Origin of the sequence: Terrabacter terrae, assembly GCF_039529575.1 — a bacterium.
GTDB lineage: Bacteria > Actinomycetota > Actinomycetes > Actinomycetales > Dermatophilaceae > Terrabacter > Terrabacter terrae.
In genome coordinates, this window is record NZ_BAAANB010000021.1 from 1,672,850 (window position 1) to 1,685,991 (window position 13,142).

At 72.6% G+C, this 13,142-nt stretch carries 13 protein-coding genes; 7 read left to right on the forward strand and 6 right to left on the reverse strand.

Annotated features, from left to right (window positions below):
- Window positions 1-54 precede the first annotated feature (54 nt).
- A complete protein-coding gene (locus ABD194_RS18045) occupies window positions 55-681 on the reverse strand; it encodes a histidine phosphatase family protein (RefSeq protein ID WP_343993915.1) in 627 nt (208 codons plus the stop codon).
- Between the two features lie 103 nt (window positions 682-784).
- On the opposite strand from ABD194_RS18045, the gene ABD194_RS18050 reads away from it, so the two are divergent.
- Together ABD194_RS18050 and ABD194_RS18055 are read left to right on the forward strand one after the other, a co-directional pair.
- Window positions 785-1,657 (forward strand): PhzF family phenazine biosynthesis protein, encoded by an 873-nt coding sequence (locus ABD194_RS18050; protein WP_343993917.1) that lies wholly within the window; start codon window positions 785-787, stop codon window positions 1,655-1,657.
- Window position 1,658: 1 nt separating this feature from the next.
- Window positions 1,659-2,198, forward strand: a complete 540-nt coding sequence (locus tag ABD194_RS18055; protein ID WP_343993919.1) for a DUF1697 domain-containing protein — start codon at window positions 1,659-1,661, stop codon at window positions 2,196-2,198.
- 3 nt (window positions 2,199-2,201) lie between these two features.
- On the opposite strand, the gene ABD194_RS18060 is transcribed toward ABD194_RS18055, so the two are convergent.
- Complete coding sequence (locus tag ABD194_RS18060; protein ID WP_343993921.1) at window positions 2,202-2,963, reverse strand: TrmH family RNA methyltransferase; 762 nt, start codon at window positions 2,961-2,963, stop codon at window positions 2,202-2,204.
- A gap of 143 nt (window positions 2,964-3,106) precedes the next feature.
- Between ABD194_RS18060 and ABD194_RS18065 the strand changes: the two genes are divergently transcribed.
- The 3 genes from ABD194_RS18065 to ABD194_RS18075 all read left to right on the forward strand — a co-directional run bounded on the left by ABD194_RS18065 (window position 3,107) and on the right by ABD194_RS18075 (window position 6,307).
- The gene (locus ABD194_RS18065) at window positions 3,107-4,282 is read left to right on the forward strand and encodes an LLM class flavin-dependent oxidoreductase (protein WP_343993923.1); all 1,176 of its coding nucleotides are present in this window, start codon (window positions 3,107-3,109) and stop codon (window positions 4,280-4,282) included.
- The gene (locus ABD194_RS18070; protein WP_343993925.1) at window positions 4,279-4,908 is read left to right on the forward strand and encodes a CE1759 family FMN reductase; all 630 of its coding nucleotides are present in this window, start codon (window positions 4,279-4,281) and stop codon (window positions 4,906-4,908) included. Before ABD194_RS18065 ends, ABD194_RS18070 begins: the two co-directional genes overlap by 4 nt.
- Before the next feature lie 208 nt (window positions 4,909-5,116).
- Window positions 5,117-6,307, forward strand: a complete 1,191-nt coding sequence (locus ABD194_RS18075; RefSeq protein ID WP_343993927.1) for a WXG100 family type VII secretion target — start codon at window positions 5,117-5,119, stop codon at window positions 6,305-6,307.
- A 6-nt stretch (window positions 6,308-6,313) separates the two neighbouring features.
- On the opposite strand, the gene lhgO is transcribed toward ABD194_RS18075, so the two are convergent.
- A complete protein-coding gene (lhgO, locus tag ABD194_RS18080) occupies window positions 6,314-7,513 on the reverse strand; it encodes an L-2-hydroxyglutarate oxidase (RefSeq protein ID WP_343993929.1) in 1,200 nt (399 codons plus the stop codon).
- 29 nt (window positions 7,514-7,542) lie between these two features.
- On the reverse strand, window positions 7,543-7,965 hold the full coding sequence (locus ABD194_RS18085) for a GNAT family N-acetyltransferase (RefSeq protein ID WP_343993931.1): 423 nt from the start codon (window positions 7,963-7,965) through the stop codon (window positions 7,543-7,545).
- A gap of 25 nt (window positions 7,966-7,990) precedes the next feature.
- On the opposite strand from ABD194_RS18085, the gene ABD194_RS18090 reads away from it, so the two are divergent.
- The gene (locus ABD194_RS18090; RefSeq protein ID WP_343993933.1) at window positions 7,991-8,611 is read left to right on the forward strand and encodes an L-threonylcarbamoyladenylate synthase; all 621 of its coding nucleotides are present in this window, start codon (window positions 7,991-7,993) and stop codon (window positions 8,609-8,611) included.
- Between the two features lie 61 nt (window positions 8,612-8,672).
- Window positions 8,673-10,631, forward strand: coding sequence for an alpha-amylase family protein (locus ABD194_RS18095; RefSeq protein ID WP_425580007.1), 1,959 nt, complete (start codon window positions 8,673-8,675; stop codon window positions 10,629-10,631).
- A 78-nt stretch (window positions 10,632-10,709) separates the two neighbouring features.
- Here ABD194_RS18095 and ABD194_RS18100 read toward each other — a convergent pair whose 3' ends face one another.
- Together ABD194_RS18100 and ABD194_RS18105 are read right to left on the reverse strand one after the other, a co-directional pair.
- Window positions 10,710-11,897, reverse strand: coding sequence for a DUF2332 domain-containing protein (locus tag ABD194_RS18100; protein WP_343993935.1), 1,188 nt, complete (start codon window positions 11,895-11,897; stop codon window positions 10,710-10,712).
- Window positions 11,881-13,068: a methyltransferase domain-containing protein gene (locus tag ABD194_RS18105; RefSeq protein ID WP_343993937.1), complete on the reverse strand. Its 1,188-nt coding sequence runs from the start codon at window positions 13,066-13,068 to the stop codon at window positions 11,881-11,883. The genes ABD194_RS18100 and ABD194_RS18105 overlap by 17 nt, the downstream gene beginning before the upstream one ends.
- Window positions 13,069-13,142 lie beyond the last annotated feature (74 nt).

Sequence of the window (13,142 nt, forward strand, 5' to 3'; positions counted from 1 at the left end):
GCCCGCGTATGCCGTGTCGCCCGGCTGACGGCATACGCCCGCAGCGGCGGTCGCTCAGTCGGAGAGCAAGCGCCAGGGGGAGAGGTTGTACATGCCGAGGCAGCGCGTGGATCGGTGGTGGGTGAGCACGCTCATCGACCCCGCGTCGAGGACCAGCTGCTGGCCGAAGCACGGGTCGACCCGCAGGTAGGTGGCGGTCAGCACCCGCAGGGCGTGTCCGTGGCCGAAGAGGGCGACGTCACCGCGCTCGAGGTCGGGCCAGACCTTGTCGATGACCTGCTGGGCCCGGGCCGCCACCTCGTGGATCGTCTCGCCCGGGGTCTCACCTGGCTTGACGCCGTCGACGAAGACCTCCCAGGGGTGGCCCAGCTCCGCGCTGATCTGCTTCGTCGTGATGCCCTCGTAGGCGCCGTAGTCCCACTCGCGCAGCAGCGGCTCGACCTCGAAGTCGCCGAGCCCGGCGAGCTCGGCGGTGCGCTTGGCCCGCTGCAGCGGGGAGACGAGCACGCGTTCGAAGCGGTGGCTGCGCAGCACGCCGGCGAGCTCGCGGGCCGCGGCCTCGCCCTCCGGCAGCAGTGGCAGGTCTGTGGTGCCGGTGTGCTGGCCGGTGAGCGACCACGCCGTCTCGCCGTGCCGGAAGAGGTAGATGTTGCCGGGCACGACGCCGTCGGGGGAGGCCATGCCTGTCACAGTAACGGGTGGGCCCCGGCTGCCCTGCTGGGCTGGTCGCGTCGCATCCCCTCAGTTCGGGCGCGCTGTCCGCGCGCTGGGGCAGACTGCCGCCATGGACCTGTCCTTCCGACTGCTCAACGTCTTCGCCATCGAGGGCGACCCGTTCTCCGGCAACCCCTTGTGCGTCTTCCCCGCGGCGGGAGGACTGAGCGACGACGAGATGCTGGCGTGGGCCCGCCAGTTCAACCTCAGCGAGTCGGCGTTCGTCACGTCGCTCGGTGCGGGCGAGGCGGCAGGGGAGGCGCAGGTGCGGATCTTCACCCCCGGGCACGAGATGCCGTTCGCCGGGCACCCGACCCTCGGCACGGCCGAGGTCGTCGCGGGGCAGGCGGGCGGCGTGGACCAGGTCCACCTGACCATGCCGGCGGGCCGCATCCCCGTGGTCCGCACCGAGCAGGGGTGGCGGCTGGCGGCCCGCCCGGCGACGCTGCGCGAGGTGGCCGCGAGCGGCGCGGAGCTCGCGGCCGCCCTGGGGCTCGACGAGGCATCGGTGGTGCGCCAGGACGCGGCGTGGGTGGACGCAGGAGTCGAACAGCTGGTGGTTCGCCTCGCCTCGGCCGAGGCCGTCCGGGCGTGCTCGCCGGTGGCGGCGCAGATGGTGGAGCACATGACCTCGCCCGGCCGGCCACCCCACGTCTACGTGTGGGCGTGGACGGAGCCGGGCCAGCTCGAGGCCAGGCTCTTCTACACGCAGGGGCAGTCTGTCCTGGAGGACCCGGCCACCGGTTCCGCCTGTGCCAACCTGGGCGGCTGGCTGGCCACCCGGGGAGCCCGGGGGGTGTCGGTGTGCGTCAGCCAGGGCGCCGCGGTGGGCCGGCCGTCCCGCCTGCTGCTCGACGTCGACTCGGACGGTGGTGTTCACGTCGGAGGACTGGTTCGCGTCGTGGGCGGCGGCGTGTGCACCCGGCAGACGGCAGGCTTCTGACATGGGCACCTACATCGGCTTCCTCCGTGCGGTCAACGTCGGACAGCGCTGGGTCAAGATGGAGCGCCTGCGCGACCACCTGTCGGCCAACGGCTTCGCCGACGTCGTGACGCACATCCAGAGTGGCAACGTCCGGGTCACGACCTCGATGCGCAGCGTGTCCCGGGTCGAGTCGACGCTGCGGGAGGTCATCAGCGAGGAGTTCGGCTTCGACGTGCCGGTCATCGTCCGCTCGCCGGCCGACGTGAGGCGGACTGCGGTGGAGGCCGATGCGCTCGAGTCACCCCTGGGGAGCCAGGCGCGTCGCTACGTCACCTTCACCACGGGTGGCATCACCGCGAGCGGTCGCACGGCCCTGGAGGAGTGGGACGAGCCGGGTGAGCGAGCGGTCGTGCTCGGTTCCGACATCGTGCTCTTCCTCACCAAGCCCGCCCACGGGGTCAAGCTGACCAACGCGCGGCTCGAGCGACTGACCGGAGCCACCGGCACCGCCCGGGACCTCAAGGTCGTCCGCGCCCTCGCGGACAAGTGGGGCGCGTGAGGCTCAGGCGCGCAGCCGGCGCACGAGCTCGAAGCACACGACGGCCGCGGCCGCGGAGACGTTGAGCGACTCGACCCCGGCGGCCATCGGGATCGACACCCACGTGTCCACGAGATCCGCCACCTCGGGAGCCAAGCCGGCGGTCTCGCTGCCGAGGACGAACGCGACGGGCTCGGGCAGGTGCGCCGCGAAGAGGTCGTCGTCGCCGCCGGCGTCCAGGCCGACGACGTGGAAGCCACGCTCCTTGAGCTGACCCACAGCCTCTGCCGCGGTGAACGCCTTGAGGATCGGGGCCCGGAAGGCGACACCGGCGGACGCCTTGACCACCAGCGGGTCGAGCGAGGCGACGCCCTTGCGGGGCACGACGATCCCGTCGACGCCCGCTGCGGTGGCCGACCGCAGGATCATCCCGACGTTCGCCGGAGTCGTCACCCCGTCGAGCACCAGCACGGAGCGGAGGGACCCGGCGGCGTCGGCGAGCGCGGCCTCGAGGGGGCGCATGCGTGGCGCCACGACGTCGGCGAAAACGCCCTGGTCCTGGCGGCCGTTGCCGGCGAGCTTCTTCACGCGTTCGGCGCTGGCGTGCTGGACGGCCACCCCGCGCCGGCGGGCCGCCTGCTGGATCTCCCGGAGTCCGCTGCCGCGCGCGCCCTCGGCGATGACCACCTTGTCGACGAGCAGTCCCTCGTCGAGGAGCACCTCGTGGACGGGGTTACGGCCGTAGACCGTGATGAACCGGTCCTTGGGGGAGGTCTCTGCAGTCACCGCGACAGGATCCCACAGCACTCGGCGGAGCCTGCGGTGCGGCGGAGCGTGCGGTGCCGGCGCCACGCCGGACGGGCCGGGAATGGGGGAGGGCGTCGCTGCGTTCGATACGATTGAATCCTCAACTAAAGGAGCTGGGACACATGCAGTTCGGGATCTTCACCGTCGGCGACGTGACCACCGACCCCACGACCGGTCGTACGCCGACCGAGCACGAGCGGATCAAGGCCACGGTCGCCATCGCCAAGAAGGCGGAGGAGGTCGGGCTCGACGTCTTCGCGACGGGGGAGCACCACAACCCGCCGTTCGCGGCCCCGGCAAACCCGCCCGTGCTGCTCGCCGCCATCGCCGCCCAGACCGAGCGAATCGTCCTCTCCACGTCGACGACGCTCATCACGACCAACGACCCGGTCCGCATCGCCCAGGACTACGCATACCTCCAGCACGTGAGCGACGGGCGCATGGACCTCATGCTCGGTCGCGGCAACACCGGTCCGGTCTATCCCTGGTTCGGCAAGGATATCCGCGACGGCATCCCGCTCGCGATCGAGAACTACGCCCTGCTCCACCGGCTGTGGCGCGAGGACGTCGTGGACTGGCAGGGCAAGTACCGCACCCCGCTGCAGGGCTTCACCTCGACGCCGCGCCCGCTCGACGGCATACCTCCGTTCGTCTGGCACGGTTCGATCCGCAGCCCCGAGATCGCCGAGCAGGCTGCGTACTACGGCGACGGCTTCTTCTCGAACCACATCTTCTGGCCGGCCAGCCACACGAAGCAGATGGTGTCGCTCTACCGGCGGCGCTTCGAGCACTACGGCCACGGCAGCGCCGACCAGGCGATCGTCGGCCTCGGCGGCCAGGTATTCATGCGCACGAACAGCCAGGACGCCGTGCGCGAGTTCCGCCCCTACTTCGACAACGCCCCGGTCTACGGCCACGGCCCCTCCCTCGAGGAGTTCACCCGCCAGACGCCGTTGACCGTCGGCAGCCCCCAGGAGGTCATCGAGCGGACCCTCGGCTTCCGTGACTACGTCGGCGACTACCAGCGCCAGCTGTGGCTCGTCGACCACGCCGGCCTGCCGCTCAAGACCGTGCTCGAGCAGCTCGACATCCTCGGCGAGGAGGTCGTGCCCGTGCTGCGCAGGGAGTTCGCCGCCCTCAAGCCCGCCCACGTGCCCGACGCCCCTACCCACGCCGGCCGGGTGGCCGCAGCCGGTGGCGCGCACGACACCACCGTCCACGCCGAGGGCGACGACGTCACCGGCGCCTCGCTCGACCCGAGCCCCCGCACGCAGACCACCGTGGAGGTGACCAAGTGAGCACGCAGACCGCGTTCCACCTCGCCGTCATCACGGCCGGCGTGACAGAGCCGTCGTCGACGCGCCTGCTCGCCGACCGCCTCACCGAGGCGACCGTCCGGGCGCTCGGCGCTCACGGCGTGGCCGAGGTCGTCGTCGAGGTCGTCGACGTGCGCGACGTCGCCCACGACGTCACGAACAACGTGCTGACCGGGTTCGCGTCCCCCGAGCTGCAGGTGCGGCTCGACGCGATCGCCGAGGCCGACGCGCTCGTCGTCGCCACGCCCGTGTATGCCGCGTCGTACAGCGGCCTGTTCAAGATGCTCGTCGACGTCCTGCCGAAGGACGCGTTGCGCGACACCCCGGTTCTGCTCGGGGCGACGGGCGGGACAGCGCGCCACTCGCTCGCCATCGACCACGCGCTTCGACCGCTCTTCGCACACCTCGGCGCCCTCGTCGCGCCGGTGGCCGTCTTCGCCGCGAGCGAGGACTGGGGCAGCGTCGAGGCCGGGCGACTCGGTGAGCGCATCGAGCGGGCGGGGACGTCGTTCGCGGCGCTCGTCTCCGGCGCGCCTCGGGCCGCTCGGGTGGACCCGTTCGAGCAGGTCACCCCGTTCGAGGCGATGCTCACCGACCTGCGCGCCTGAACCCAGGCGTCCACGTCTCGTGCCCGGTCAGCCCTGTGGCTGACCGGGCACGTCGTCGTCCGGCGACGGCCGGCATGCCGGTGGTGCCTGGTGTCGCGTGCCCCCGACCGGCACCGACCGACCCGAACGCACGCGGCCGGGGAGTGCTCCCCATGGCCCCCTCGTCGGGGACCCCCTACGGTGGGGCCACCGTCGACAGGAGGACCGCGTGCTCTACCGCAAGGGTGCTGACCCGGAGGCTCTGGACCGTACCGCCCGCGAGCTGAGCGCATGCGCCGGCGAGGTCGAGGGCATCCGCGCCAACGGCACGAGAGCCCTGGCCGCCATCGGCCGCTCGTGGGGCGGCGCCGATGCCGAGGCGGCCCAGCAGAGCTGGCGTTCGACGGCCGAGGCGCTGTCCTCACTGGGATCGACCCTCGACGGACTGGCACGCCGGCTCGGCGACAACGCGCGTGCCCAGCGCACCGCGAGCACGACCACGGGCCCCCTCCTCGAGCCCGGCGCCCTCCTCCCACTGGCACCGGGCACCGTCCCGGGCTTCCCGGGCGGCCTGCCGGGTAGCGGCGGCACGGGACCGTCCCTGCCGCCGTTCGCCGACGGCCTCCGGGGCACCATGCCGCACCAGCTGGACCTCGAGCTCGCCCAGCTCGCCCAGGGCGTCTACGACGGCACGGGCACCGAGACCTACCACCCGCTCGAGCCGTCCGAGCTGGAGTCCCTGGGCATCGACCCGCGCGCCCTGAGCGGACCCGGCGGCTTCGACGCGAACATCTACCGCGACGAGCAGGGCCACTACGTCCTGGCCTTCGCCGGCACCGACCCGAAGAGCGCCGCCGACTGGGAGGCGAACGCCCAGCAGGGCGTGGGCCGGCCCAGCTCACAGCACCTGCAGGCGATCGCGCTGGCGCAACAGCTCGCTGCCGGGGTGGGCAGCGAGAACATGGTGCTCACCGGGCACTCGCTCGGCGGTGGACTGGCCAGCACGGCCTCCGTCGCCACCGACGTGCCGGCCGTCACGTTCAACGCGGCCGGAGTGCACCCCAACACGGTGGCTGCCGCCCTCGGCCTCAGCCACGGCGAGGGCGGTCTGGCCTCCGGGCAGATCCGCAACTACCACGTTCGCGGGGAGATCCTCACGACCCTGCAGAACCCGCTCGGGTCGTTCGTCGACCACGTGCCCCCGATCGGCGACAGCGTGCTCCCCAACGCCCTCGGCACGCAGATCGCGCTGAACCCCGTCAAGGGTCCCGACCTGCATCCCACCCCCTGGGGACTCGTCAGTCCCGTGATCGGTGTCGCCGACACCGTCAAGGACCTCGGTGGCTACGCCGTCGGCCTGCACCAGACGCCCTCGGTGATCGAGGCCATGAACGCGAGCTCCTACTTCGGCAAGCAGTGAGCGCGCTCAGCCGAGGTCGAGCTGCTCGACGATCATGTCCGCGATGGCCAGGGAGGCGGTCGCCGCGGGCGACGGGGCGTTGCGGATGCACAGGACCGGGCCGACCCGACTGAACCGGAAGTCCTCCACGAGCGAGCCGTCCGGGTCCATGGCCTGGGCGCGCACCCCCGGTGCAGCCGGCAGCACGTCGGAGTCGGCGATCGCGGGGACGTAGCGCCGGGCCCGGTGGACGAACGCACGGCGGCTGAGCGAGCCGACGACCTCGTAGGCCCCGGTGCGCACGTTGGCGCGGGCGAGGCGCCGGAACCCGCGAGACGCCGCCAGCTCCCTGAGCACCTCGAGGTCGACGTCGCGCTTGCGGTATCCCTCGCGTGCCGTCGCGAGCACGGCGTTGGGGCCGAGCAGCACGGTGTCGTCGACCCGCCTGGTGAGGTGGACGCCGAGGAACGGGTAGCGCGGGTCGGGCACCGGGTAGACGAGGCCACGCACGAGCTTCGCCGCGGAGGGGGACAACCGGTGGTACTCGCCCCGGAAGGGCACGATCGCCGGACTCGGGCCGTCGCCCGCCAGCATCGCCAGCCGGTCGGCGTACAGGCCGCCGGCAAGGACGACCCGGTCGGCGCGAAGGGCGCGCTCGTCGGCGGCGCGGACGTCGACGGTCTCGCCCCGACGCTCGAGAGCGACGACCTCGAATCCGGTGACGACCTGCGCCCCCGCCCCCTTCGCGTCGTCGAGCATGGCGGAGGCCACCTGCGAGAAGTCGGTGATCGCGGTGGTGGGGGAGTGCAACGCGGCTCGGCCCACCGCGTGCGGCTCGATCTCGCGCAGCTCCCGGGCGTCGAGCCAGCGCAGGCCCGGGACCCCGTTGGCGAGCGCCCTGGCCTCGATGTCGCGCAGCCGCGTCTCCTCGGTCTCGTCGAGGGCGATGACGAGCTTGCCGACCTCCTCGTAGGGCAGTGCCCGCTCGGTGCAGTACTGCTTGAGCCGCCGGACCCCCTCTCGTGACAGCGTCGCCTTCGCCGAGCCGGGCGCGTAGTAGATGCCGGCGTGCACGACGCCGCTGTTGCGCGACGTCTGGTGCCGGGCGGGCTCGGGCTCCTTCTCGATGAGCGTCACGTCCGGGCGCGGATCCGACAGCGCGAGGCGTCGTGCCACGGCGGACCCCACGATGCCGCCCCCGACGACGACGACGTGCGGGCGGCTCACTCGTCGCTCACTTCTCGGTCACCCGCCGCTCAGCCCGCGCTCGCCCGCTTGGCCGCCTCCACGTCGGCGCGGGTCGGCTTCTGGAGGTGGGCGGCATACGGCTCCGGGTGACGCTCGACGTATTCCTTGATGTACGGGCAGAGGGCCACGATCGAGCGACCGGACTCCACCGTCCGGTCGAGCGCGTGCGAGGCGAGGCGACCCGCGAGGCCCTGCCCCTCGTACTCGGGACGCACCTCCGTGTGGAAGAAGACCACCCGCTCGGGCTGGTCGGCACCGCCACCGGGGACGACGGCGTAGGCCGCCACGCCGATGACGTCATCTCCGTCGCGCAGCTCGAACCGCCCCTGCTCCGGGTTGTCGACCACCTGCACGGAGTCAGGCGAGTCGGTGGAGTCGGTGGCCCCTTCACCGTCGCTCTGTCCTGTGTGCTCACCCGTCTGCTCCGTCATGGGCCCAGCATGGCAGGGTTGGCCCATGGCGAAGTACTTCGACGTCCATCCCGTTGACCCGCAGCCCCGGGCGATCGGGCAGGCGGTCGAGATCCTGCGGTCCGGCGGCCTCATCGCCTACCCGACCGACTCGTGCTTCGCCCTCGGCTGCTCCCTGGACAACCCCGAGGGCAAGGAGCGCATCCTGCGCATCCGCCGCCTCGACGAGAAGCACCATTTCACCCTGGTGTGCGCCGACTTCGCGCAGCTCGGCCAGTTCGTGCACCTCGACAACGCCGTCTTCCGCGCCATCAAGGCGGCCACACCCGGGCCGTACACGTTCATCCTGCCGGCGACCAAGGAGGTGCCCCGGCGGTTGCTGCACGCGAAGAAGAAGACGGTCGGCGTCCGCATCCCCGAGCACCCCGTCGTCCGCGAGCTGCTCAAGGCCATGGGCGAGCCGATCCTCTCGAGCACGCTGCTCCTCCCCGACGACGAGGAGCCGATGACCGAGGGGTGGCTCATCAAGGACCAGCTCGACCACGTCATCGACGCCGTCATCGACTCGGGGGAGTGCGGGCTCGAGCCGACGACCGTGGTGGACTGGTCCGAGGGCTATCCCGTGGTGACGCGGGTCGGAGCCGGGGACCCCGCGCCTTTCGAGTGACACGTCCTCCCGCGGCCGCCACCTCTGTCGCGGGCCGCCTCCCGTGCTGTTCAATCGGGCCATGAGCCACGCGCCGACGCGGGAGTCGATGACGGCACTGCTGGCGGGGCTCGACCCCGCTGAGCAGGAGACGATCCGGCTGCGCCTGGAGCGCTGGGGCGACGACCTCGTCGCGGCACTGGCCACGCTCTACCCCGAGCGCGACGTGTCGACGCTCGCCCTGCGGCTGCTGGAGCGTGCCGTCACGGGCTTCCGTGAACGCGACCCGGAGCTGCGCCGCCTCGACCAGAGACGCCTGCTGCGTCCCGACTGGCTCCAGCAGCCCGAGATGTTCGGCTATGCCTGCTACACCGACCGCTTCGCGGACGACCTCCACGGCGTGGCCGGTCGCCTCGGCTACCTGCGCGAGCTCGGGGTCACCTACCTGCACCTCATGCCGCTGCTGCTGCCGCGAGAGGGCGACAACGACGGCGGCTACGCCGTGGCCGACTACCGGCGCATCCGCCCCGACCTCGGCGACACCGAGGACCTGCGGGCGCTGACGAGGGCACTGCGCGGTGAGGGCATCTCCCTGGTGCTCGACCTCGTGCTCAACCACGTGGCCAAGGAGCACGAGTGGGCCCGCCGCGCCAGGGCGGGGGAGTCGCACTACCGCGACTACTTCCACGTCTACCCCGACCGGGTCGTGCCCGACGCCTACGAGCGCACCCTTCCCGAGGTGTTCCCCGACTTCGCGCCGGGCAACTTCACGTGGGACGACGAGCTCGAGGGCTGGGTCTGGACCACCTTCAACCAGTGGCAGTGGGACGTCGACTGGTCCAACCCCGACGTGCTGGTCGAGTACGCCGAGATCGTGCTGCACCTGGCGAACCTCGGGGTCGAGGTGCTGCGCCTCGACGCCATCGCCTTCACGTGGAAACGGCTCGGCACCACGTGCCAGAACCAGCCCGAGGTGCACGCGGTGGCCCAGGCACTGCGGGCCGTCGCCCGGATCGCCTGCCCGGCGCTCGCGTTCAAGGCCGAGGCGATCGTCGGCCCCCGCGACCTCGTGCAGTACCTCGGCATCGGCACGCACGTCGGCCGGGTCAGCGACCTCGCCTATCACAACAGCCTCATGGTGCAGGTCTGGTCGATGCTCGCCACCGGCAGCACGCAGCTGGCCCGAGTCGCTTTGTCGGCGCTGCCACCCACGCCGCCCAGTGGGACCTGGATCTGCTACGTCCGCTGCCACGACGACATCGGGTGGGCGATCGACGACGAGGACGCCGCGCGGGCAGGCCTCGACGGCTTCGCGCACCGGCGGTTCCTCTCGGACTGGTATGCCGGCGAGTTCCCCGGCTCGTGGGCGCGCGGTCTGGTGTTCCAGGCCAACCCGGCCACCGGTGACAAGCGGATCAGTGGGACTGCCGCGGCCCTGACCGGGCTGCAGGCCGGCGAGGAGGCCGGCGAGGAGGCCGACGACCTCGCCGGGCGCGACCTGGGCCTGGCACGCCTCTTCCTGGCCCACGCCGTCGTGGCCGGATGGGGCGGCATACCGGTCGTGTGGAGCGGGGACGAGCTCGGACTGCCGAACGACCCGCGATGGGACCGGGAGCCCGGCCACGAGGACGACAACCGCTGGGTGCACCGGGAGCGCCTCGACTGGGACGTGGCCGCGCAGCGGGCGGACCTCGACACCACCGCCGGCAAGGTGTTCCAGGGGCTGCGCCACCTGGCCCGCGTCCGCGCGGGCCTGCCGCAGCTGCACGCCTCCGCCGTCGTGCAGGTCGTCCCGGACAGCGACGACGGGGTGCTCGTCGTCGTCAGGGCGCATCCCAGCGGGTCGATGGTGTGCGCGTACAACGTGACCTCCACGTGGCGCACGGTGGACGTCCGGCACTTCGCCGACGCGGGGATCGAGCGGCCGTTCGACGCGATCGGCGGACACCCAGTCTTCGGCGGGGCGGATGGCCTGGCCTCCCTCAGCCCGTATGCGGCGTGGTGGGTCGTCGAGGCTCCGCCCCAGCCGCGCCGGTTCTAGTCCTCATGAATCACCTTGTGGCACAACCGTTTTCGCCCATAATCGACATTATGATGTTCGTGCCGTGACCGCTCGGCGTCACCACGTGTCGACCCACGCACCGTGCGGGTGGGCCACGCCGACGAGGCGCGGCTCGGCCTCGACGCCGGCCACCCAGGTCCGCAGGCCGAGGACGGTGGGGGCACCCTCCGTGCGCGGGTCGTCGTCGGGCAGGCCGGGCACGCAGCCGGGCGGCTCGGCCGTGAGCCAGGTCAGCCGCGGAACGGTCCCGGCGATCCCGGCCAGGTTCTGCGCCAAGGCTGCTCGTCGGTCGCGGTCGACGTAGGTCAGCGCCCAGGAGCTGTAGACGACGACGTGCTCGACGCCTCCGACTCCACGGGCCTGCTCACGCGCTGCGTCGACCCCTCGCGCGACGTCGCCGACGAGGTCGCCCTGCAGGACGAGGGGAGGACGGGAGCGCATGAGCTGCCGCGCCGTCCGGAACCGCTCGACGCGTCCCGGCACGTCCGGCCAGAGACACGCCAGCAGCCACCGCACAGCGTCCTCGTCCTCGAGGTCGACGGGCTCCCGGTCCACGCCGGCGCGCCCGAGGACCTGTGGCAACGGCCCCAGGGCGCGATGCCCGACCGACCGGTCGAGCCCCTCGCACCGGACCGGAGACGCCGCGTCGCCGACCGAGCTCCGGTTGCCGTCGGTCGTCACCGTCGTGACGCGGTAGCGATCCAGCCCGAGCAGCAGGCCTGCGCTGGCCCCGAGCTCGACGAGGGCAACCGGAGCGACTGCGGGGGCGGGAGCCGGGGAGCCCTCGCCGCTCAGGCGTCCTGCGGCTGCGAGTCCTGCCGCCAGGTACACGCTGCGGTTGACCTCGTTGGTCTGCGTGGTCCGGGTGGCGATCAGGTGGCGCAGCTCCTCGGCGTGCTCGAGGACGGTGGCGCGCACGCCGGGCCAGGGGTCGCCGGCGGCCAGGGAGTCACGCCCGACCACGTTGGCGTACCACCGGGCCGCCCGGACGTCGGGCTGCCGCAGCACGAGGTCGTGGAGGGCGGCGAACCACAGCACCGGACGCGCCTGCCCGGGCTGCGCCGCGACCAGCAGCTCTGCTGTCGGCGGGTCCTCGGCGACGCTCCGGCTCACGGCGCCGTAGAGCGGCAACGACGCGTACTCGCTGCCGAACTCGCGGAACCGGCGGCGCACCCGGTCCAGGCGTTCGGGCTCCGTCCCGCCGCCCTCATCGCCCGACCGGTGCTGGTCAGGTGGCGCCGGCACCGTCGGCCCGCTCGAGCAGCACGGCCACCTCGTGGTGGGAGGTCTGGGGGAACATGTCGAACAGGCGTGCGTCGCGGGCCCGCAGTGACGGCATGGCGGCGAGGTCGCGAGCGAGGGAGTCGACGTTGCAGCTGGAGTAGAGGACGTGGGTGGCCGCCGATGCCTCGAGCCAGGCGGCCAGCGCCGGGCCGATCCCGCGTCGGGGCGGGTTGACGACGACGAGCGAGGCGGTGTCGGCACGCTCGGTCACCCCGGGCAGCGCCGTCACGTCGGTGGCGTCGCCCACGGTGAAGGCGAGGTCGGCGCCGGTCGCCCCGGACGAGCGCAACGCCGCTGCGCTTCGCCGTGCCGAGGCGACGGCCTCAGGGGCGACCTCCACGCCCCGGACCACGCGGTCGGTCCGACCCGGCGCGACCGCGGCCTGCAGCGCGAAACCGCCGACGCCGCAGTAGAGGTCGAGGACGACGGCGGGGTCGATCCGGGCCACCCACTCCCGAGCCTGCTGGTAGAGCCCGGCGGCCACGCCGGTGTTGGTCTGGAAGAAGCTGTTGGGACGCAGGAACAGCTCGACGCCGCCGAGGCGCATGGGCAGGACGTCGGCCTCGGTCAGGATGACCTCGACGTCGCCCTCGGTGACGGCCTTGTGCTCCGGCTGGAGGTTGACCGACACGACCCGCGCCTCGGGCAGGGCGTCGAGCACGCGCGGCAGGCGTGAGCGCAGCAGCGCCAGATGCTTCTGCGAGCGCAGCACGAAGCGGAGCATCGCCTCCCCGTCGGGGGAGTGGGTGAGCAGGACGTGCTTGACCTCGCCCCGGCGCGCCGGCACGTCGTAGGGCTCGAGGCCCAGCGCGTCGAGCAGGCCGGCGACCCGCGGCACCAGCTCCGCGAGGCCCGGCTCGTAGAGGCCGCAGTGGCGCAGGTCGATGCCGGCGCCGCCGCGGTCGAGGATCCCGACGGTCACCGCGCCGGGGGAGCCGCCGACGACGAGCTTGGCCTTGTTGCGGAACTGCGCCTCGGGACCGGCGTGCGCGGGCAGCCAGGCGACACCCGGCGTCACCGGTGCCAGCACGTCGCGGACGTGGCGTTGCTTGTCGTCCAGCTGGACGGCATACGGCACGCCCATGAGGGTGCACGAGCGGCACCCGGCGGCGTCGAAATAGTCACACTGCATCGCGGCCAAGGCTACGGGGCGCGGGAGGCGTCTACGTCGACGGCGGGACGGACGAGGAGGGCTTGCGATCAGCG

Bases quoted from the DNA above. Each gene is read 5' to 3' on its own strand.
- ABD194_RS18045 (WP_343993915.1), bottom strand. From the start codon at position 681: ATGGCCTCCCCCGACGGCGTCGTGCCCGGCAACATCTACCTCTTCCGG.
- ABD194_RS18050 (WP_343993917.1), top strand. From the start codon at position 785: ATGGACCTGTCCTTCCGACTGCTCAACGTCTTCGCCATCGAGGGCGAC.
- ABD194_RS18055 (WP_343993919.1), top strand. From the start codon at position 1,659: ATGGGCACCTACATCGGCTTCCTCCGTGCGGTCAACGTCGGACAGCGC.
- ABD194_RS18065 (WP_343993923.1), top strand. From the start codon at position 3,107: ATGCAGTTCGGGATCTTCACCGTCGGCGACGTGACCACCGACCCCACG.
- ABD194_RS18085 (WP_343993931.1), bottom strand. From the start codon at position 7,965: ATGACGGAGCAGACGGGTGAGCACACAGGACAGAGCGACGGTGAAGGG.
- ABD194_RS18090 (WP_343993933.1), top strand. From the start codon at position 7,991: ATGGCGAAGTACTTCGACGTCCATCCCGTTGACCCGCAGCCCCGGGCG.
- ABD194_RS18095 (WP_425580007.1), top strand. From the start codon at position 8,673: ATGAGCCACGCGCCGACGCGGGAGTCGATGACGGCACTGCTGGCGGGG.
- ABD194_RS18105 (WP_343993937.1), bottom strand. From the start codon at position 13,068: ATGCAGTGTGACTATTTCGACGCCGCCGGGTGCCGCTCGTGCACCCTC.